29 protein-coding genes are annotated in these 20229 nt (G+C 36.2%); 10 read left to right on the plus strand and 19 right to left on the minus strand.

The genetic code is table 11. The features are described 5' to 3' along the window. Positions 1–34: 34 nt before the first annotated feature. From efp to NST14_RS20990, 4 genes are read right to left on the minus strand one after another with little or no spacing between them, the layout of a single operon-like run. Complete coding sequence (efp, locus tag NST14_RS20975) at positions 35–592, minus strand: elongation factor P (RefSeq protein WP_000626512.1); 558 nt, start codon at positions 590–592, stop codon at positions 35–37. A 21-nt stretch (positions 593–613) separates the two neighbouring features. Continuing rightward, positions 614–1675: a Xaa-Pro dipeptidase gene (gene pepQ, locus NST14_RS20980; protein WP_000411051.1), complete on the minus strand. Its 1062-nt coding sequence runs from the start codon at positions 1673–1675 to the stop codon at positions 614–616. A gap of 4 nt (positions 1676–1679) precedes the next feature. Continuing rightward, the gene (aroQ, locus tag NST14_RS20985) at positions 1680–2120 is read right to left on the minus strand and encodes a type II 3-dehydroquinate dehydratase (protein ID WP_000757088.1); all 441 of its coding nucleotides are present in this window, start codon (positions 2118–2120) and stop codon (positions 1680–1682) included. A gap of 52 nt (positions 2121–2172) precedes the next feature. Beyond that, the gene (locus tag NST14_RS20990) at positions 2173–2661 is read right to left on the minus strand and encodes a YqhR family membrane protein (RefSeq protein WP_000076576.1); all 489 of its coding nucleotides are present in this window, start codon (positions 2659–2661) and stop codon (positions 2173–2175) included. A 244-nt stretch (positions 2662–2905) separates the two neighbouring features. Here NST14_RS20990 and NST14_RS20995 point away from each other — a divergent pair, with 244 nt between their 5' ends. Both NST14_RS20995 and NST14_RS21000 read left to right on the plus strand, forming a co-directional pair. After that, positions 2906–3826: a DUF1385 domain-containing protein gene (locus tag NST14_RS20995; protein ID WP_000807112.1), complete on the plus strand. Its 921-nt coding sequence runs from the start codon at positions 2906–2908 to the stop codon at positions 3824–3826. Between the two features lie 79 nt (positions 3827–3905). Then, the gene (locus NST14_RS21000; RefSeq protein WP_001014446.1) at positions 3906–4307 is read left to right on the plus strand and encodes an SA1362 family protein; all 402 of its coding nucleotides are present in this window, start codon (positions 3906–3908) and stop codon (positions 4305–4307) included. Here the strand turns inward: NST14_RS21000 and NST14_RS21005 are convergent. The 3 genes from NST14_RS21005 to splB form a co-directional block, all read right to left on the minus strand. Further along, a complete protein-coding gene (locus NST14_RS21005; protein WP_000643907.1) occupies positions 4304–4966 on the minus strand; it encodes an HAD family hydrolase in 663 nt (220 codons plus the stop codon). The genes NST14_RS21000 and NST14_RS21005 overlap by 4 nt on opposite strands. A 53-nt stretch (positions 4967–5019) precedes the next feature. Further along, positions 5020–5448: a transcriptional regulator MntR gene (mntR, locus tag NST14_RS21010; protein WP_001143073.1), complete on the minus strand. Its 429-nt coding sequence runs from the start codon at positions 5446–5448 to the stop codon at positions 5020–5022. 144 nt (positions 5449–5592) lie between these two features. Beyond that, a complete protein-coding gene (splB, locus tag NST14_RS21015) occupies positions 5593–6618 on the minus strand; it encodes a spore photoproduct lyase (protein ID WP_000802124.1) in 1026 nt (341 codons plus the stop codon). Between the two features lie 271 nt (positions 6619–6889). Between splB and NST14_RS21020 the strand changes: the two genes are divergently transcribed. Then, the gene (locus NST14_RS21020) at positions 6890–7732 is read left to right on the plus strand and encodes a hypothetical protein (RefSeq protein WP_061132211.1); all 843 of its coding nucleotides are present in this window, start codon (positions 6890–6892) and stop codon (positions 7730–7732) included. Positions 7733–7760: 28 nt separating this feature from the next. On the opposite strand, the gene NST14_RS21025 is transcribed toward NST14_RS21020, so the two are convergent. After that, positions 7761–8597, minus strand: coding sequence for a lipoate--protein ligase family protein (locus NST14_RS21025; RefSeq protein WP_229136238.1), 837 nt, complete (start codon positions 8595–8597; stop codon positions 7761–7763). A gap of 170 nt (positions 8598–8767) precedes the next feature. On the opposite strand from NST14_RS21025, the gene NST14_RS21030 reads away from it, so the two are divergent. The 6 genes from NST14_RS21030 to NST14_RS21055 all read left to right on the plus strand — a co-directional run bounded on the left by NST14_RS21030 (position 8768) and on the right by NST14_RS21055 (position 12052). Further along, positions 8768–9151, plus strand: a complete 384-nt coding sequence (locus NST14_RS21030; protein WP_000108655.1) for a rhodanese-like domain-containing protein — start codon at positions 8768–8770, stop codon at positions 9149–9151. Positions 9152–9403: 252 nt separating this feature from the next. Then, positions 9404–10381 (plus strand): LacI family DNA-binding transcriptional regulator, encoded by a 978-nt coding sequence (locus NST14_RS21035; RefSeq protein ID WP_061132210.1) that lies wholly within the window; start codon positions 9404–9406, stop codon positions 10379–10381. 96 nt (positions 10382–10477) lie between these two features. Beyond that, positions 10478–11059 (plus strand): TetR/AcrR family transcriptional regulator, encoded by a 582-nt coding sequence (locus NST14_RS21040; RefSeq protein ID WP_061132209.1) that lies wholly within the window; start codon positions 10478–10480, stop codon positions 11057–11059. Positions 11060–11130: 71 nt separating this feature from the next. After that, a complete protein-coding gene (locus NST14_RS21045) occupies positions 11131–11463 on the plus strand; it encodes a DMT family transporter (protein WP_000312349.1) in 333 nt (110 codons plus the stop codon). 1 nt (position 11464) lies between these two features. Beyond that, complete coding sequence (locus NST14_RS21050) at positions 11465–11779, plus strand: DMT family transporter (protein ID WP_000312623.1); 315 nt, start codon at positions 11465–11467, stop codon at positions 11777–11779. Between the two features lie 15 nt (positions 11780–11794). After that, a complete protein-coding gene (locus tag NST14_RS21055; RefSeq protein WP_000265386.1) occupies positions 11795–12052 on the plus strand; it encodes a DUF3975 family protein in 258 nt (85 codons plus the stop codon). Positions 12053–12068: 16 nt separating this feature from the next. Here NST14_RS21055 and NST14_RS21060 read toward each other — a convergent pair whose 3' ends face one another. Beyond that, positions 12069–12257, minus strand: a complete 189-nt coding sequence (locus tag NST14_RS21060; protein ID WP_001998230.1) for a hypothetical protein — start codon at positions 12255–12257, stop codon at positions 12069–12071. Between the two features lie 69 nt (positions 12258–12326). Here NST14_RS21060 and NST14_RS21065 point away from each other — a divergent pair, with 69 nt between their 5' ends. Next, positions 12327–12464, plus strand: a complete 138-nt coding sequence (locus tag NST14_RS21065; protein WP_002193780.1) for a hypothetical protein — start codon at positions 12327–12329, stop codon at positions 12462–12464. A gap of 193 nt (positions 12465–12657) precedes the next feature. Here the strand turns inward: NST14_RS21065 and NST14_RS21070 are convergent, their stop codons facing one another. From NST14_RS21070 to gcvPA, 10 genes are all read right to left on the minus strand, one after another. Then, complete coding sequence (locus NST14_RS21070; protein ID WP_000811438.1) at positions 12658–13251, minus strand: ABC-2 transporter permease; 594 nt, start codon at positions 13249–13251, stop codon at positions 12658–12660. A gap of 13 nt (positions 13252–13264) precedes the next feature. Next, positions 13265–13888, minus strand: a complete 624-nt coding sequence (locus NST14_RS21075) for an ABC-2 transporter permease (RefSeq protein ID WP_000595388.1) — start codon at positions 13886–13888, stop codon at positions 13265–13267. Positions 13889–13920: 32 nt separating this feature from the next. Continuing rightward, the gene (locus NST14_RS21080) at positions 13921–14553 is read right to left on the minus strand and encodes an ABC-2 transporter permease (RefSeq protein WP_001186556.1); all 633 of its coding nucleotides are present in this window, start codon (positions 14551–14553) and stop codon (positions 13921–13923) included. A 14-nt stretch (positions 14554–14567) separates the two neighbouring features. Beyond that, the gene (locus NST14_RS21085) at positions 14568–15236 is read right to left on the minus strand and encodes an ABC-2 transporter permease (protein ID WP_001249562.1); all 669 of its coding nucleotides are present in this window, start codon (positions 15234–15236) and stop codon (positions 14568–14570) included. Continuing rightward, positions 15217–16089, minus strand: a complete 873-nt coding sequence (locus tag NST14_RS21090) for an ABC transporter ATP-binding protein (protein WP_000891297.1) — start codon at positions 16087–16089, stop codon at positions 15217–15219. The genes NST14_RS21085 and NST14_RS21090 overlap by 20 nt, the downstream gene beginning before the upstream one ends. Before the next feature lie 3 nt (positions 16090–16092). Further along, positions 16093–16467: a GntR family transcriptional regulator gene (locus NST14_RS21095; RefSeq protein WP_001021352.1), complete on the minus strand. Its 375-nt coding sequence runs from the start codon at positions 16465–16467 to the stop codon at positions 16093–16095. A gap of 116 nt (positions 16468–16583) precedes the next feature. Continuing rightward, positions 16584–16775 carry a hypothetical protein gene (locus tag NST14_RS21100; protein WP_000535935.1) on the minus strand — a complete coding sequence of 64 codons (192 nt, stop codon included), beginning with the start codon at positions 16773–16775 and terminating at the stop codon, positions 16584–16586. Positions 16776–16845: 70 nt separating this feature from the next. Further along, on the minus strand, positions 16846–17049 hold the full coding sequence (locus NST14_RS21105; protein ID WP_000262495.1) for a DUF3929 family protein: 204 nt from the start codon (positions 17047–17049) through the stop codon (positions 16846–16848). A gap of 360 nt (positions 17050–17409) precedes the next feature. Further along, positions 17410–18885, minus strand: coding sequence for an aminomethyl-transferring glycine dehydrogenase subunit 2 (gcvPB, locus tag NST14_RS21110; RefSeq protein WP_000795699.1), 1476 nt, complete (start codon positions 18883–18885; stop codon positions 17410–17412). Then, positions 18882–20225 carry an aminomethyl-transferring glycine dehydrogenase subunit 1 gene (gene gcvPA / locus NST14_RS21115; protein WP_000903231.1) on the minus strand — a complete coding sequence of 448 codons (1344 nt, stop codon included), beginning with the start codon at positions 20223–20225 and terminating at the stop codon, positions 18882–18884. Before gcvPA ends, gcvPB begins: the two co-directional genes overlap by 4 nt. Positions 20226–20229: the final 4 nt, after the last annotated feature.

Genomic DNA, 20229 nt, shown 5'->3' on the forward strand with positions numbered 1-20229 from the left:
AAAAGCACTCGTGATAATCACGAGTGCTTTTCTACTATGCACGAGAAACGTATTTACCTTCACCAGTGTTGATGATAAGTGTTTCGCCTTCGTTAATGAAGATTGGTACTTGTACAACAAGGCCAGTTTCTAATGTAGCTGGTTTTGTTACGTTAGAAGCAGTATCACCTTTAATACCTGGCTCTGTTTCTGTAACTTGTAATTCAACTGTGTTTGGAAGTTCAACACCAAGTACTTCGCCTTGGTAAGTCATAATAGATACTTCCATGTTTTCTTTTAGGAATTTAAGCTCGCGCTCGATTTGTTTTTCACCAAGTTCGATTTGCTCATAAGTTCCGTTATCCATAAATACGTGAGACTCACCGCTTGCGTATAAGTATTGCATACGACGGTTTTCGATGTGTGCTTTTTCTACTTTCTCACCAGCACGGAATGTTTTCTCTTGAACAGAACCTGTGCGAAGGTTACGTAGTTTAGAACGAACGAATGCAGCACCTTTACCTGGCTTTACGTGTTGGAAATCAAGTACTTGCCAAAGGCCATTATCCACTGCAATTGTTAAACCTGTACGAAAATCGTTTACTGAAATCATGTAAAAAAATCCTCCTGTGTATTACAAAATAATAAGTTCTTTTGGTGATTTCGTAATTACTTCATTACCTTCACTTGTCACAATGATATCATCTTCAATACGTACGCCGCCAATACCTGGAATATAAATACCTGGCTCTACTGTTACAGCCATACCTGGTTCAAGTACTGTATCAGAACGGAATGCTAAACCTGGTGCTTCATGGATTTCAAGACCGATTCCATGACCAGTAGAATGTCCGAAGTATTCACCGTATCCTTTTTCCGTTATGTAATCACGCGTTAACGCATCCGCTTCACGGCCAGTTAAACCAGCTTTAATACCGTTCACACCACGTAATTGTGCTTCTAAAACGATATTATAAATTTCTTTCAATTTATCAGATGGTTCACCAACTGCAATCGTACGAGTAATATCAGAGCAATATCCTTTGTAATAAGCGCCGAAGTCTAATGTAACGAAATCTCCTGTTTCTATCACTTTTTCAGATGCCACGCCGTGCGGTAATGCCGAACGAAGACCTGAAGCAACGATAATATCAAACGAAGAAGATGTTGCTCCTTGTTTTCTCATGAAAAATTCAAGTTCATTTGACACTTCAATTTCAGATACTCCCGGGCGAATGAATGATAGAATATGTTCAAAGGCAGCATCTGCAATCTGTGCAGCTTCCTTTAATATCTTAATCTCTGAATCAGTCTTTATCAAGCGTAACTTTTCTACAAGCCCAGAAGTTGGGATAAATTCAGCATCGATCGCTTCTTTATGAGCTGAATAAGAACTATATGTAAGAGTATCTTGCTCAAAGCCAAGCTTTTGAATTCCTAATTCTTTCACTTGCTTTGCAACTTCATCGATAATTAATCCCGCATGCTGTACAATCTCGTATCCAACCGCTTGTTTAGTAGCTTGCTCTACGTAACGGAAATCTGTAATAAATTGAGCGCGGTTTTTCGAAATGAGTACAACACCAGCTGTTCCTGTGAAGTTAGCCATATATCTACGACTATGTTCATTTGTTAATAAAATACCGTCAATACCAGCCTCATCAAATGCACTTCTTAATCTTTCGATTTTCTCCATTACTTTATGCCTCCCTCAATTTCTCCATTAATGCAAATAACGCTAACTTATAGCCATAAAAACCAAATCCAACAATTTGTCCCACACAAACAGCTGCCGTCACAGATTCGTGACGGAACGACTCACGCTGATGAATGTTAGAAATATGTACTTCAATAACAGGAATCGAAATGCTTGCAATTGCATCTCGAATCGCATAGCTATAATGCGTAAATGCTCCAGGATTTAAAATGATCCCTTCATATATATCTTCCGCCTCATGAATACGATCGATAATCGCACCTTCATGATTCGATTGGAAACATTCTAACTCCACTCCCATTGTTTCTGCTTCTTGCTTCATATCTGCTTCAAGTGTCGCTAGCGTGCCCTTCCCATATACATTTACCTCTCTGACACCGAGGCGATTTAGGTTAGGACCGTTTACGAGGAGTACCTTTTTCATATGCTTAAAACTCCTTAATATTAAATGTCTATATAACATTTTAACATAGGAGTTACTTGTTTGAATAGTTTGTCTTCTCTTCCCCTTCTCGCTCGGCCTTATTGGTATTTACTGCGTAAGAAACAGAGTATGCTATAAATACACCATACAATATAAAAATGCATATCGTCGTCACAATTGTTTCTTTCGGTAAATGGAGTGCACTTTTAATAGCAGGCGCTATTAATCCCACTCCGAAAAATAGTAACGCCCACCAAAATAGACCATAAATAATCCCTGGAAGAACTCCTTCAAACTTTGCCAAAAACGCTTTATACAAAAAAGCAATTAAAATCGAAAGTAGTCCCATACAAACAATTCCTGACACATTTCCCCATACCCCTTCTTTCCAACTTCCAAAGGCAAATGGTAGAAGTAAATAGTTCGGTCCCGCTTCTGTAAATGAAAATATATGAAGGAAATACCATATTCCTCCCCAAAAGAGTCCACCAAATAAACCAATTTGCACAAAATTTCTTGTTCCTATATGTTCTTGACTCACATCAACACCTCCGCTCAATAGTATGCCCGAAACTATTTTGAACCATGTTTAAATACTGCGAAATTTGTCTATAAAAAGAATAAGAAATGTCCGACTCTCGTAACATTTTTCCTTGTCATCTACTTGTATTTGTCGATAAAATAAAGGAAACTCGGTGATTGTCTTATTTCAAAACGACAGAACCCAGTATGACAATTGCCTCTTTTTCTACATAAGAGAGAAACAAATACAGGTTGGTGTTAACATGGCAGAAGAGTCAAAACAAATATATGGCGGGCAAGCAGTCATAGAAGGAGTTATGTTTGGCGGTAGAGAATATACTGTTACAGCGGTTCGTCGTAAAGATAAATCGATTGAATTTTATCGATTACCACGCGTTCGTAATAAAGCATTATCTATCCTGAAAAAAATTCCATTTTTACGAGGGATTGCCGCTATTGTGGATGCAAGCGCGAACGGGGCAAAACATTTAAACTTTGCTTCAGAACGATTTGATGTTCACCCAGAAGAAGATGAACAAATTGCAAATAAAAAAGAAGAACAATCGAAGTTAACGATGGTATTAGGAGTTGCAGCAGTTGGCGTTTTATCTTTCATATTCGGTAAAGTCATTTTCACAGCAGTTCCTGCATTACTAGCTGAATTAACGAGACCGATTTTCCCATCTCATACAGGGCAAATCATTGTCGAAAGTGTCATTAAGCTCATGTTATTACTGAGCTATATATACTTTATTTCTTTAACGCCACTCATTAAGCGGGTATTTCAGTACCATGGTGCGGAGCATAAAGTAATTAATGCCTATGAGAATAATCTTTCATTGACTGTAGAAAATGTTCAAAAACAAACTCGCCTTCATTATCGTTGTGGCAGTAGCTTCATTATATTTACAGTCATTATTGGAATGTTTGTTTATTTCCTTGTCCCTACAGATCCACTTTGGGCCAGGGTGGTAAACCGAATTTTATTAATTCCAGTCGTTCTCGGTATTTCTTTTGAAGTGTTACAATTTACGAATCGATTACGCGATATTCCAGTATTACGCATACTTGGATATCCCGGATTATGGCTACAACTATTAACAACGAAAGAACCAACAGATGATCAAGTGGAAGTAGCCATTGCATCGTTTGAAGAATTATTACGTTTAGAAAACAAACAATAATTATTTAAAAATGGTGTTCAACTCCTTTCCTCATCGTTAATATACTAATTTTAATATATGTTTTTAGGAGGTGTTCCTTATGAACGGTCGTTCGTTTACTTTCGCTATATTTGTGCTTATTATCGGATTAGCAATATTCGGCCTTGTTTCATCTGTCATTACAGATCCAATGGGAGTGTTAAGAAATATTGGTATCATGTTGGCTGTCGTTGGCATCTTTTATTTACTCTACAAAATGTTTACAAACTCTAGCGGTTCAGCAAATTCGCAAAGCTCATATAAGCGCGCTGCAAAACAATCGAGCCGCAAGCATGGGAAACAAAATGTAGCACCCCTAAGCAATTCTTTCTTTAAATCAAACGCTTCTAATGACAAAGGGAAAAAAGGGAATCTTTCTTCTTTAAAGCGAAAAAGAAAACAATCTCATTTAACTGTCATTGAAGGTAAAAAAAACAAAAAGAAAGACCGTGCTTCCTTTTAGGAAATACGGTCTTTCTTTATATTTTGCAGTACTTCTTTCAAGCTTTTATCTTTCATACTTTCAATTCGAAGATGATGATTTTCAAAGGGTAAATTCCGTGTTACATCATTCGGTACAACAACGCACGTTAACCCTGCCGCAATTGCTGCTTTCAATCCGTTTAACGAGTCTTCAAATACAACGGCTTCAGACGAATCTATCCCTAAACCTTCTATTGCCACTCGGTAAAGTGCTGGATCTGGTTTTACCTTCTCAACATCTTCTCTCGTTTTAATGACTTCAAAATAATCTCGAATTTGTAGCTCTTCCAAAAAAGGAATAACCCATTCTCTAGATGAACTGGAAGCTAATGCGATTTTTAATCCCATTTCTTTCGCTTCTTGTAAGTATTCTTTTACCCCGTCACGAGCTTCTGTTATTTTCATTTTCTCTTTATGTAAAGTTTTCACTTTTTCTTTTAATGCATGCTTGTTAAACTTCTCTTTTAATTGATCATTTAAATATGCATACAGTACATCATCTGTCGTTCCAATACACTTTGCAAATTCCTCTAAAGGTAAATCTCCACCATACTCACGAACGGCGTCTCTGAAAGAGTGAAACCATATTGTTTCTGTGTCCACAATTAATCCATCAAAATCAAAAATAATTGCTTTCATAATTCTCCCATCCTTTTCGATTGAAATAAAAAAGGAAACGACATACGTTCCCTTTAATTACTTTTCTCTTCATTTGCTTTTTGAACACCACGAAGTGTTTCCACTCGAACCTCATCTTGTTCAAAGTATTGCACTAAATCACCAATGCGATCAATTGCTTCCCAGCTTAAATGATGTTCAATTCCTTCTACATCATTGTAAATCTTACTTTCATCCACACCGATAATACGCATAAATTGCTCTAGCAAGTCATGACGGTATACGAGACGTTCTCCAATTTTTTTACCTTTTGATGTTAATACAAGCCCTCTATATTTTTCATAAATTAGATATTCATCTTTGTCTAATTTTTGCACCATTTTTGTTACAGAGGATGGATGTACACTAAGCGCTTCAGCAATATCAGATACGCGGGCATAACCCTTTTCATCAATCAACAAATAAATTTGTTCAATATAATCTTCCATACTAGGGGTAGGCATCGGTTTCCTCCATCCAATTTCATTTTGCTCATTCCGTACGAAGCAATCAATAAAATGATACACCAGAAAGAATAACGTGACAAGTTGAAAACAAGCCTAAATATATAAAACAAAAAAGAATCTGTATTTGTATACAGACTCCTCTTAAGTAAAGTATTGTATTTCTGCATCAGGAAAAAACTCATATATATAGCCTCTTATTGTTTCTTCCAATACTTCCGCATCATCTTTTTTATATACGTATTTCCCGATGCCGTACCGTCCCCATTTATATTTACGCTTCTCTTCATCCATTTCAAGCTTCGTACTCGGATAACGCTCCTGAATGACCTTTTTTGCTGGTTTTGTAAAGCGATGTTGAATTAATTCAAATGTTAAATTCGGTATGGACAAATCTTTTAGTGCATTGTACAGTCTTTCAAATAATTCACGGTATCCTTCTTCCCATCCTTCATGCATATAAAGTGGCGCAACTATAAAACCAAGTGGATAATCAGCGCCTGCTACTTTACGTGCTGCTTCAATACGCTCTTCAAAGGGTGACGTCCCCGGCTCAAAATTTTTAATTACATACCGTGAATTAACACTAAACCTAAAACGAGTTTTCCCATTATGTTTTGCATCTAACAAATGATCAACGTGCGAATATTTCGTAACGAAACGTAAACGCCCATGCTCACTTTCTCCAATGAATTCAATCGCCCGCTTTAATGCATGTGTTAAATGATCGATCCCAACGATATCTGATGTACAAGCAGCTTCAAACCTTGTTATTTCAGGTGCTCTTTCATCCATATATTGCTGTGCCTTCTCAAATATTTCATCAAGATTCACATACACGCGAACGTAAGGCTTACTCCCAAGTGTCGTTTGCAAGTAACAATAATGACAATGTCCCATACATCCTGTTGCAAGCGGAATTGCATATTCAGCTGACGGTTTTGACGTATCAAACTTTAATGTCTTCCTCACCCCAACGACAAGCGTCGCTTTTGCATTACGATACTTTTGCAAATCATTTTCACCCGGCAAATTTCGAATTTGATTATGGGATGTCGTTTCACGAATCTCTAGTCCCATCTTCGTAAACTTCTCATATAGCTCTTTTCCAAGTGGATATTCAAGTGCCTTCGGTTCAAAGTAAACGAGTTTTGGCATAAACGGTTTCATATACTTCCCTCCTCTCGTTAGTATGGGGAACGTGGAAAAATTAAAACGCATTAAAGTTTTCCACGTTTTAACAGCCTTTCAAAAGGCTGTTTTTCTTCTGTCTAATTTTACAAATTGAAAAATTTCATAAAGAAAATAAGAAAAATGCAAAATAATTAAAGTTAATTGTTGACGTGATGCTTTTATTATCGGTATCATAAATCTTCGTGAGCAATTATTTTTCGTTATACGATTTTTTTATTATTACTGAATTTTTGAGAGGAGAAATTAGATGTCAGTTAAGAAGAAAACGCAAGTACGCACCGGCAAAATGGTACGTGAACTAATGTTAGCAGACGAAGATGTAAATGCTTCGCTAATTATGGTATATAGTGAAAACGGTGTAAACGCAGAAATTAAAATCGAGGGCTTAACGCCGAAATGTAACGAAGAATTATTTTTGAGCGGAAACGTGGATTGGAACAAGAGTGTTATTTATAAAATTGTTGATTTCACTGGAAACGCTGAAGTTGGTAAAGTTACATTAACAGCGATGAACAAAAATAATGTTTCTCTAGAAATAGAACGCGTTATGTGGAGTAAAGAAAATAAAGAGGCTGCTGAACAAGAAGAAACAGTTGTAGAAACTACTCCGAAAAAAGAAGTAGTTGTAGAAGCTCCAAAAGCAGTTACACCTGCTCCAAAGCCTGTTACACGTGTAGAAACACCTGCTACAGCACCAACACCGAAGCCTACTCCGGCACCGAAGCCAGTAAGTGTAGAAGCAGCTGTGGAATTATCTACTCCAGCACCTGTGAAACGAGAAGTACCAACTCCGGTTACAAAGCAAGAGACAGCACCGGTCGCGCCTGCAAAACCGAAGCAACCTGCTTTGACTGAAACAAATTCAAAACTACAAGAAAATTATGTGAAACTCGTGAAAAAGACAATTGAAGTTTGTCAAGATTACGAGCTTGGCATCGACATAGATGATTCTATTGAAGGCTTAAAAGAAGAACTACAAAGCCAAGGTATTAGCGTTACATTTGACAAAGAAATTATGGACGTTGTCAATCGCCTTCGTTCTTTACAAGATAAAGGAATCAAAGTAGAAAAAGTACTTAATTTACTATAAAAAAATAAGAGGCGGCAATTGCCACCTCTTATTTTTTATAATTCCATTCTTTACTTTCATACTTTTCTTTTGCTAACGTTTGCACTTCATGTAATTGTTCTTCTGTTAATTCATACGGAACAAGCTCTACATCTAATCCTTTTTCAAACCCAACCTCAAACGCTTTAATTAACTGCTCGATTGTAAACGTACGGTCTGTTAATTCATTAATTGCTACCGCTTTAGATGAGAACATACTCTTCATACGTTCTTTCACACGTTCATTCGGGAATAAAAACAGATCATATAACTCATCTAAATCTATTTCTAATGGAATCGACCCGTGCTGTAAAATAACGCCTTTTTGACGTGTTTGCGCACTACCTGCGATTTTTCTTCCTTCTACTACAATTTCATACCAAGACGGCGCATCAAAACATACGCCTGAACGTGGATTTTTTAAATTTTCACGATCTGCTTCTGTTTTTGGAACTGCATAATACGCTTCTAACCCTAATGCTTTAAAACCATCTAATAAACCTTGCGAAATAACACGATACGCTTCTGTAACTGTTTTTGGCATATTTGGATGATCTTCAGACACAATAACACTGTACGTTAATTCTTTATTATGTAGTACACCCCTGCCGCCTGTTTGACGACGAACGAATCCATATTTCTTTTCGTTAACTACATCCATATTAATATCTTTTTCAACACGCTGGAAATATCCGACTGTTAATGTTGGTACTTCCCATTCATAAAAGCGAATAGTTGGTGGCATTTTCTTTTCACTTTGCCAATTTAATAGACATTCATCTAACGCCATATTAAATGCCGGTGAACATTGACCAGAGTTAATATAACACCATTTTTCTTTTCCCATCCTGCACCTCATATAACCAATTATTTTTCACATTCTCTAGTCTACCAAATTCGACAAAATTTGTGAAAGAATACGAAATTTCTTCTTATATACAAATGAATCTGTTGCATAAATACATACGGGCATTATAATATTGAAAGTAGGATAAGAAAAAAGGGAGCGATAGAATCGTGTCAACAACTTGGATTATTTTATTAGCCGTAATCGTAGCGTTCATCGGTTACACTGTATGGATGTATTTCTATCAGAAGAAATTAATTACAACACTTTCAGAAGAAGAGTTTCGCGCTGGCTACCGTAAAGCACAGCTTATCGATATTCGCGAAGCAGACGAATATACTGCAGGGCATATTTTAGGCGCACGTAACATTCCGTTATCACAAATTCGCCTTCGTCATAAAGAACTTCGTAAAGATCAACCAGTTTACTTATACTGTCAAAGTGGATTCCGTACCGGTCGTGCGGCTCAATACTTAAAGAAACAAGGCTACAAAGATTTCTACCAATTACAAGGTGGATTTAAAACGTGGACTGGAAAAATTAAAAAGAAATAATAACATACAAAAACTAGCTGAATAATTCAGCTAGTTTTTTCATTTGAAAACTTTCCACGTTATTCTCACACATTTTGACAAAAATTCTTTTATAGACGCAAGAAAGACCCCTATCATTCTCACGCCCAAATAAAAAGGTTACGCGAATAACAGAAGTCATATTTATAACATAGTTTGTGAAAAGCTTTTCAGGTCAAGATTTTTTTCATTCTTATTATTTTCCCTTTATAATAAGAGGAAGAGGTGATACATATGGCCAATATAAAACAAATTGCAAAAACCGCTGGTGTATCCATATCAACTGTTTCTCGCGTCCTGAATAATCACCCTTACGTAAAAGAAGAAAAACGTAAGCGTGTTCTAGATGCTGTTGAAGAATTGAACTATGCCAAAAATATAAATGCTATTCATTTAATAAAAGGAAAAACATATACGATCGGTGTTATGCTCCCTTTCATTAACCTTCCATACTTCAGTACCATTATTGAAGGAATCGGTAACGAAGCGTTAGCAGCTGGATATCACATTAATTTATGTCAAACGAATTACGATAGTATCGAAGAAATTCGTGTTCTGGAAATGATGAAAATGAAACAATTCGACGGGATGATTATTTGCTCTCGAACGAGTTCATGGGAACAAATTGAAACTTTCGCAAAATTTGCTCCTATTATTTCATGCGAAAAAATGCACCACCCCCTCATTTCATCTGTCTACGTAGATCATTATGAAGGCTTCCGTCTCGGCACCGCCTATTTACTCAATAAAGGTCATGAAAAAATCGGGATTTGTTTAGCAAGAAAAACAAGTGTAAATTCTATGGAACGTGAAAAAGCGTTTGCTGATACACTTCGTAACGAAGGCAAAACGTTACATCCCGAATGGATTTTTCACCAATGCTATACAATGCAAGACGGTGCACAAATACTCCATCGTATTGTAAACATGAAAAATCGTCCAACCGCTATTTTTACAGCGAACGATCAAGTTGCAGCTGGTTTATTAACAGAGGCTCGAAAGCAAGGTCTTCGAGTACCCGAAGATCTTGCTATCCTCGGATTTGATAATCATGAAATTTCAAAGGCGTTAGAAATTTCAACAATTGAACATCCCGGTCTCGAAATGGGCTCACATGCGTTTTCTTTATTCCATAAACAAATCCAAAGCGAGCAAATTATCGGGAACGCAAAAGAGCTTTCATTCCATTTAATCGAACGAGATACTGTCTAATAAGAGCGTTACCTATAGCGCTCTTTTTCAGCTCTTCACCTATTGACTTTATATTTTTACTCGCATATAATAAACCTAACGAACGGTAGGTAGGGGATGAAAATGACAGCAAACCGCATTAAAGCTGTAGCACTTTCTCATTTCGCACGCTACGGCTACGAAGGAACTTCATTAGCAAATATTGCTCAAGAAGTCGGGATTAAAAAACCATCAATTTACGCACACTTTAAAGGAAAAGAAGAGCTATATTTTATATGCTTAGAATCCGCTCTTCAAAAAGATTTACAGAGCTTCACAGGCGATATCGAAAAGTTTTCCAATTCGTCTACTGAAGAATTGCTCTTACAGCTACTAAAGGGCTATGCAAAACGATTTGGTGAAAGTGAAGAATCAATGTTTTGGTTACGAACTTCTTATTTTCCGCCTGATGCATTTCGCGAACAAATTATTAATAAAGCAAATGTACACATTGAAAACGTCGGAAAACTTTTATTCCCTGTATTTAAAAAAGCAAGCGAACGAGATGAGTTGCATAACATTGAAGTAAAAGACGCCTTAGAGGCTTTTCTATGCTTACTTGACGGTCTTATGGTTGAACTACTATACGCAGGTTTAAATCGTTTTGAGACACGTTTAGACGCTTCTTGGAAAGTATTTTGGCGTGGACTTTCAAACTGACGGATTGCTCCTTTGCAATGCGTCGTTTTTAAGCCCTTTACCTAACGACTGGTAGGAAGGAGAAATGACATATGGCATGGATTTATGTAATCTTAGCTGGTATTATTGAAATCTTTTGGGTAATTGGATTAAAACACGCGGAGGCTCCACTTGAATGGGCTGGTGTTGCGTTATTAATTACAATTAGTTTCGTCTTATTATTTAGGGCTTATAAAGATTTACCTGTTGGTACTGTATACGCAGTCTTCACTGGAATTGGAGCTGGTGGAATCGTTCTTACAGAAATTTTCGTTTTCGGAGAGCCATTCTCTATCGTAAAAGTATTATTAATTGGTTTAATCTTCTTTGGCGTAATTGGTTTAAAGCGAGTAACAGAAGAAAAAGAAGCGAAGGAGGCCGCATAAAATGGCTTGGGTATTTTTAATTCTAGCTGGTATTTGTGAAATTATTGGTGTACTCTTTATGAAAGTAGCCACTGAAAAGAAAGGCTGGGCACCAAAAGTTATTTTAATCGCTAACTTCGGCGTAAGCTTCTTCTTCTTATCCCTTGCGATGAACACATTACCGATGGGAACTGCTTACGCGATTTGGACTGGAATCGGAACTGCCGGAAGTGCACTTCTAGGCATCCTTATTTTCCGCGAATCAGCGGATTGGCGTCGTCTTGCTTTCTTAAGCTGCATTCTATGCGGCGCTGTTGGCTTAAAACTATTAAGCTAACGTGAGGTGAATGTCATGTGGAAAGAAAAAGGGAAGCAACTGTTAGCATGGATCACACTTAGTATCGTCATTCTATTACAAATAAGTTTTCACATAATAGAATGGTTGTTTCATAAAGTAGTATCCATTCTCACATTCCTTCCTAACATGACACTTGAAATAATATCAATCGTCTGGTCCATTATTGCCTCCATTGCAATCGTCATTATATGGAGTATCGCCAGGCTATGGAATAAGTTATTTAAAAAGGACAGTTCTTCTGAAAAAGAGTAACTGTCCTTTTTTATATTCATTCAGACTTTCTGTAGAAGTTTGATGTGATAAGACAAAGAAGACCAACTATGACAATACTTATACCAATCACTTTATGCAAACTAGGAAATAACGGTGGTATATCTGAATAAACATTTTCTAATATGAGACCGATTGAAACGAAAAATACCCCTATTCTATATAACCATTTTCTTTTGTTCATCATTCTCCCCTCCTAAAATTTTTCATACACTCCTTTCTTTTGGACATACTACCTAAAAAAGGAGTGGATAATATGCAAAATTCTATACATAAGCAAATCCTATTTTTATTTTTCCTCTTTCTTATTCTCGTTATCGTTTTCAGCTTTATATTACATACTCCAAAAGATGTTGTACCGAATAGCCTCTCTGTTTATAAAGTGAAACTTTAATCAGTGGGGGTTTTGTTCATCCCCCACTGATTATTAGTTGAACCAATCGGACTTTTACGGACAGTTGATCCCCCACCTAACTTCTTTGCTTCCACTGAATTTTGAGGTGGGGGTCTTACTGCCCGTTAAAGCGGGATAAACTTTTACTTTCCTATTGTCGCTATTGAAGAAGGTGCCTTACATAAGGCACCTTTTAAAATTCTCTCTTCTCATACAATTTCACTGAAACGAAGATAGATATTATAAACATGCATATTGAACTAATGAATAACACGCTGTTATATAGTTGAATTTGTTCCATGCTGATTTCAAAGAACATGGTACCAATTGCTGTCGGTGCTATTAGTATGAAAAACGTAATAAAAGTAGCTTTTTTGTAGCTAACCCAAAACAACATCGGTAAGACAAAACTTAAATATATAAAAACAAAACCAGAAATCGTAATTACTGTTGTCGTTATAAATTCAACAGTTCCATCTTCAAACCGATTAATTACTACAGGACTAGACACTATCATACTTATAATAAAAATAATAAGTGCCATTATGTATTTAGCTAACACAATTTGCGTTCTTGCTAGTGGTAAACTATTTACTATTACTTCACTATTATATTTTTTATCGTCATTAAATGTTCTTAAAATTGCTATAACTGGAATTATAGCTGACATAATTATGTAAAAACTTTTCATGTCTATTAATGTCATATACATGAAAAGAGGATATATTAAGTGCCATATTAAATACTTCCATTGCACGATAAAGTCTTTTATTATAAGTTGCTTCACAATCGCTCCCTCCTTATAAATCACGCTCATTGTATAAGTTAATTGAGAGTAACATGGATATAACATACAAAATAAGAAGCCCTGCTATAAAACAAATATTTACGACTAGACTCGTGCTCCAAGCATTTTCTACATCTAACCAAACGTTACTTACAATCAATCCACTCAAATATCCCAATGCAAGTCCGGCGAACGGAGCAATTTGTTTGGCACTGCTATATCCTACTGAGAATTCAATCGGAAGTACAATTATGCTACAAACAAACCCACCTGTTATACCTCCGAGAATTTCTCCCCATAGCATAAATCCAGTCATATGCTCATTCTGCAACTGTATGAAACCAATCACTAGTGAGAAACATCCACCTAGAGCAACTAAAATACTTACAAATATGTATTTCCCTATGACAAGATCTTTACGGTCAAACGGTAAACTATTTACTATCGTTTCACTTTTATTTTTCCCCTCATAACTCATTGACAGTACCGTGCTAAGAAAAGGTATAGATACGCTAATCGTCATAAGAAAACTATCACTACGAAAATCAACAATAGCAAGGAAAACCAAACATATAAGATAAACAAACCCTAACTTTCTTTGCATCATCATATCTTTTAAAACTAATTGCTTGATCATGTATTGCACCTCCTAATATGAAAATGTCCCTTCTATAACTCTGCCTGCTGAAACATTTTCATTGAGAGGAACATTGATATGAATATACTCACTAATACTCCAATACCAAGAACACCCATTGCTTGCGTAGCCTCTTGAGAGTGAAGTACTTTTAACATAATTGTTTTATCACCAAAAATATTGCACATAAGACCAATCATGCCTATTAAAGGAAACAGCATAATCAAATTCAAGACTGTAATAACTTTATATCCCCCAATGTAATTAGTCGGTATCGTTACTACACAATAAATCAAAGTTGCTACTATTGCTGAAAACACTGCATATCCAGGAATAACTATATCTCTGTCTAATAAAATATTTCCTAATATTATGACTATAAAAGTTATACTCAAACCAGCTATAATAAATAATGTGCTTGAAATATATTTAGATATAACTATCTCTTTTCTCGTTATAGGCAAACTCACTAATACTTTTTCTGTTTTACTTTTCTCCTCATGATAAAAAGAAATATAAATAATTGTACTACATGTTATAAATAATCCTATTGCAATCCCCATTGGTTCGACGGAATTCTTAAAAATAGATAAAATAGGGATTAAAAAATAGAAAGGAAACATCTTCTTCTGTAAAAAAAACTCCTTCAAAATCAACTGTTGCATATGAATTCTCCTCTCTATAAATCACGCGTTTCATAAATTTTAATTGTAAGAAGCATAGAAACGATATAGACACTAGCTAATATAATTCCTCCAATTATAAATACACCAATATGCACCGGGTTCATAATCCACTCCATGAATGGAGGCGTTGTTTCATCCAATCCATCACTAATAAATAGCCAAAGAATTACACCTACTCCCATTGATGCTGCTGATACTATACTTCTCACTACCTTTGATTTTGTACCATAATAACTGGGGAAAAACATTGCAACAAAAAGCAAGGCGTAAACAGCTCCATTTATTACTTCATACCATGGAATTTCAATGTATAGATTCGGATGGTATGTACCGATATCACCAATTACCACAATGCCTCTTATAAGAAAAACAACTAACATCGTAGAAAGAATGGCACCGACAATAAATATTGCACAGGAAATATATCTAGCAATAATGATATCCTTTCGACTTACTGGTAAACTATTTATAATAATGTCACTTTTATTTCTTTCATCCATAAAGGTTAACGTCATAACGGAGGAAAGGGTTATAAATAGACAACTCATCGGAAATAAAAATTCACCACTTGGCTCTAACATAAAAAACAAAAGAGGCATAACAAAATTCACTAACCACATTACCCGAAAAAAGAACAAATCTTTATATACGAGCTGACGCATAGGCACTTCTCCCTTTCGCGGTGTAAACGATAATATCATCTAATGTAGGCTTTTCTAGTACAACCTCATTTCCAAACCAGTCAATAATTGCTTGTTTATCCTTCGCTAAACCTTCAAAACCAAATTTATTTTTTCGTAATCCAACAAATAGTTCTTTTCCTTCTCGATCTAATAAATCATTACTTCCTTTTACGATTACGTAGTTCTCCATCAAGTCTTCTTTTTCACCAGTAAATATAATTTCTCCATCGTTGATAAACGTAATATAATCTGCAATGCGCTCTAAATCTGTTGTAATGTGCGTTGAGAATAATACCGATACTTCATCTTCCATTACAATTTCTTGCAACATATCAAGTAATTCACTTCGAACAACTGGATCTAATCCTGCTGTTGGTTCATCCATGATGATAAATTCTGCGTGGTGCGAGAGCGCGATGGCAATCGCAAATTTCATTTTCATTCCTTTTGATAATTCTTTAATTTTTTTATACTTCGGAACTTGCAATCTATGCATATACGATTGATACTGCTCTTCATCCCACTTTTTATATAACGGTGCAATAATACGCTTCATTTGCTCACACGTTAAATCTTCGTAATAATGATTTTCATCATATACAAAGCCGATATTTTGCTTTATTTCCTTTTCGGCTTTCTTGTTGTCCTTGCCAAAAATTTTTATATCGCCGCTATCTTTTCTAATTAAATTCATAATCATTTTGATCGTCGTACTTTTCCCGGCCCCGTTCGGTCCGACAAATCCCATAATATATCCGCGTGGTAATGTAAAACTTATATTTTTTACTGCAAAATCTTCATAGCTTTTACATACGTTTTTTAACTCTAACATCTCTTATTCCCCCTCATATAAACACGCAATCATCTGCTGTAATTCTTCAAGTGAAAGCTGTAACGCTTTACTTTCATTTACAATCTCTTCCGCTTTACTTTCCAATAGACGAAGCCTTTGTTCTTTTAATAGTTCATTATTTTTACGTGAAACATAAGTCCCCTTCCCAGCAACAGTTTCTATATATCCTTCTTTCTCAAGCTCCTCGTACGCACGCTTCGTAGTAATTACACTAATTTGTAATTCCTTTGCTAAGCTACGAATAGACGGTAATTGGTCTCCACCCTTTAAACCACCATTTAAAATAAGCTGGCTTAATTGTTTTCTTATCTGTACATAAATAGGGTCTTGGGAAGAATTCGAAATAATAATATTCATGTTTTCCTCCAGTGTGTATATACTGTATATACCTTATATATACAGTATATACACACCATCCTATTTTTGGCAAGAAAAAAAGACCAACATTTTCCTGTTGGCCTTTCGTATATGTATCACTTTTCAAAGCGATCTAACATCTCATCTCTCATTCCGAAACTCACTACCGCAATTCCTACATACATAAACAGAAGGAACGCCGGATGAACTGTGTTGTACCAAGTGCTATCAACAATTAAATAAATCGTTAATGCCACAACAAGAACAAACGCTAAGATAAACATATAAAAGTGTCTTGTACTACCCATGATAAACTCCTCTCTTCTCACTTCACCATTCAACAGTATATTTTATCGAATAATTCGATATGACTCAAGGTTAACTTTCTGTTATGTAATCAAGTTCCACCTTTACAATGTCCTCACATGCTATTGAAATGATCGTTCCTTGCTTATCAATTGCCGTCACTTCTCTATTATCCATTACACGATGCGCTACTCTTTCTAGTACTTTTCCTTGGTCTCGATAGCAAAATTCTTTTACATCTTTAATTGTTTCTCCATTTTCTAAATGGTATACCATTCTATAACATCGATATCCCACACTTTCACCCCCGTCTTGCTCGTTTTTTCACATATACATAAAAATGAGTAATTTTTGCCTCATCACATCTTCTTAATTTCAATAAAATTCTAACAAAAATAAATACTTTTATCAAACTGACTTTTTCAACAAAATCACCTATAAAACTGCCTCTTTACACCATTATGAAACAAAAAATATAAATTTTTAACATTTTCTTCACCACTTCTGCATAAAGTGAAACTTTAATCAGTGGGTGTTTTTGTTCCTCTCTACTGATTACCAGGCCACAAATTGCGGAACAAATTCTCCATACAAAAAAGAACTCGCATATAGCGAGTTCTTCCTTTGTTATTCTAATCAAACTTGTACAGGAGCTGGCTTTTCATAACGTAAAACTGGTTTACGTGCAGCCATCGTTTCATCTAAACGTTTAATGACTGTTGTATGCGGTGCTTCTTGTACAACTTCTGGATTTTCTTCTACTTCTTTAGCAATTTGAATCATCTTATCAATGAAACCGTCTAAAGTTTCTTTTGATTCTGTTTCCGTCGGCTCAATCATAATACATTCTTCCACATTTAACGGGAAGTAAATTGTTGGTGGATGGTAACCGAAATCAAGCAGGCGTTTTGCGATATCTAATGTACGTACACCAAGTTTCTTTTGACGACGACCTGATAATACAAACTCATGCTTACAATGTCTATCGAATGGAAGATCATAGAATGGTGCTAATCTTCTCATCATATAGTTCGCATTTAATACCGCATACTCCGTTACTGCACGCAAGCCATCTGGACCCATAGAACGAATGTATGTGTATGCACGAACGTTAATTCCGAAGTTACCGTAGAATGGTTTTACGCGCCCAATTGCTTCTGGACGATCATAGTTAAAGTGATAGCCATTTTCCGTTTTCTCTAAAATTGGTTTTGGTAAGTACGGAATTAAATCAGCTTTCACACCTACTGGACCAGAACCTGGGCCACCGCCGCCGTGAGGACCTGTAAATGTTTTATGAAGGTTTAAATGCACAACGTCAAATCCCATATCTCCTGGGCGCGCTTGGCTTAATACTGCATTTAAGTTTGCACCATCATAGTATAATTTACCGCCTGCATTATGGACGATTTCTGCCATTTCTAAAATATTTTCTTCAAATAAACCTAATGTATTAGGATTTGTTAACATAAGTGCTGCTGTTTCTTCATTTACAACACGTTTTAAATCTTCTAAGTCAACAAGACCATGTTCATTTGATTTTACTGTAATTGTTTCAAAACCAGCTACAGTTGCAGATGCTGGGTTCGTTCCGTGAGCAGAGTCAGGAACAATTACTTTCGTACGGTTAAAGTCACCATTTGCTTCATGGTATGCACGAATTAACATTAAGCCTGTCCATTCTCCGTGTGCACCAGCTGCTGGTTGTAATGTAACAGTATCCATACCTGTAATTTCAATTAAATGCTCTTGTAAATCGTACATTAATTCCATTGCACCTTGTACTGTCTTTTCATCTTGCAGTGGATGAATATTTGCAAATCCTGCGAAACGAGCTACACTCTCATTAATTTTCGGATTATATTTCATCGTACAAGATCCAAGTGGATAGAAACCAGAATCAACACCGTGGTTACGGTTTGAAAGTGCTGTATAGTGGCGCATAATATCAAGTTCAGATACTTCTGGTAGCTCTGCATCTTCTACTCGAATATAATCGCTCTCAAATACATCTTCTAGTTTCACTTCTTCTACATCTAATTTTGGCAGGCTATATCCTATGCGTCCTTCTTTACTTACTTCAAAGATAAGTGCTTGGTCTTGGTTCTTCATTGGATAGCCCCCATTTCGTTTACAAGTGTGTCAATTTCCTCTTTTGTACGAAGCTCAGTTACTGCTACAAGCATATGGTTCTCATGCTCTTTATAATCACGGCCTAGGTCGTAACCGCCGATAATATTCTTTTGTAATAATGCATCGTTTACTTCTTTCACTGGGCGCTTGCAATCTACAACGAACTCATTGAAGAATGGTCCAGCAAATGTAACTGTGAAGCCTTTCGCTTCAAATTGACGTTTTGCATATTGTGCTTTAGAAATGTTTTGACGTGCCATTTCTTTCACACCTTGTTTACCAAGTGCTGTCATTGCAACTGATGCTGCTAATGCATTTAACGCTTGGTTTGAACAAATGTTAGACGTCGCTTTGTCACGGCGAATATGCTGTTCACGTGCTTGTAACGTTAATACAAATCCACGTTTACCATCTGAATCTACAGTTTGTCCGACAAGACGCCCTGGAATTTTACGCATGAATGCTTTCGTCGTTGCAAAGTAACCACAGTGTGGTCCACCAAACTGCGTTGGGATACCAAATGGTTGTGCATCACCGATGACAATATCAGCACCAAATTTTCCTGGTGGTGTTAATGCGCCTAATGATAATGGATTTGAAGAAACGATAAATAATGATTTTTGTTGATGAACGATTTTTTCAATATCAGCTAATTTTTCAACCTGTCCGAAGAAGTTTGGATATTGAACGATTACACAAGCAACTGTATCATCTACTTCACTTTGTAATACGTCTAAATCTGTTACACCATCTTTATGATTAATTTCAACAACTTCAAGATGTTGACCTTTTGCATACGTTTCAAGTACAGCTCTTGATTCTGGATGAACTGCGCTAGATACAAGAATTTTCTTTTTACGAGTATGGCCAGCTGCTAGCATTGCCGCTTCAGCTAAAGCTGTACCTCCGTCGTACATAGAAGAGTTTGCTACATCCATTCCTGTTAACTCACAAATCATTGTTTGGAATTCAAAAATTGCTTGTAATTCCCCTTGTGAAATTTCCGGTTGGTATGGCGTGTAAGCTGTATAAAATTCTGAGCGAGAGATAACATGATCTACGATTACTGGAGCGTAATGGTCGTATACGCCTGCTCCTAAGAAAGAAGCATACTCTTTTAAGTTCGCATTTTTACTAGCCATTTGAGATAGCTCTTTTAAAAGCTCTGGCTCTGATTTTGCTTCTTTAATTTTTAAATCCCCTTTAAAACGAACACTCTCTGGAATATCAGAGAATAACTCATCGATCGTTTGAACGCCGATCGTTTGTAACATTTCTTTTTTGTCTTCTTCTGTCATTGGAAGATAACGATGCAACATGAAA

The organism is Bacillus sp. FSL W8-0519 (assembly GCF_038005585.1).
Classification (GTDB): Bacteria; Bacillota; Bacilli; order Bacillales; family Bacillaceae_G; genus Bacillus_A; species Bacillus_A paranthracis.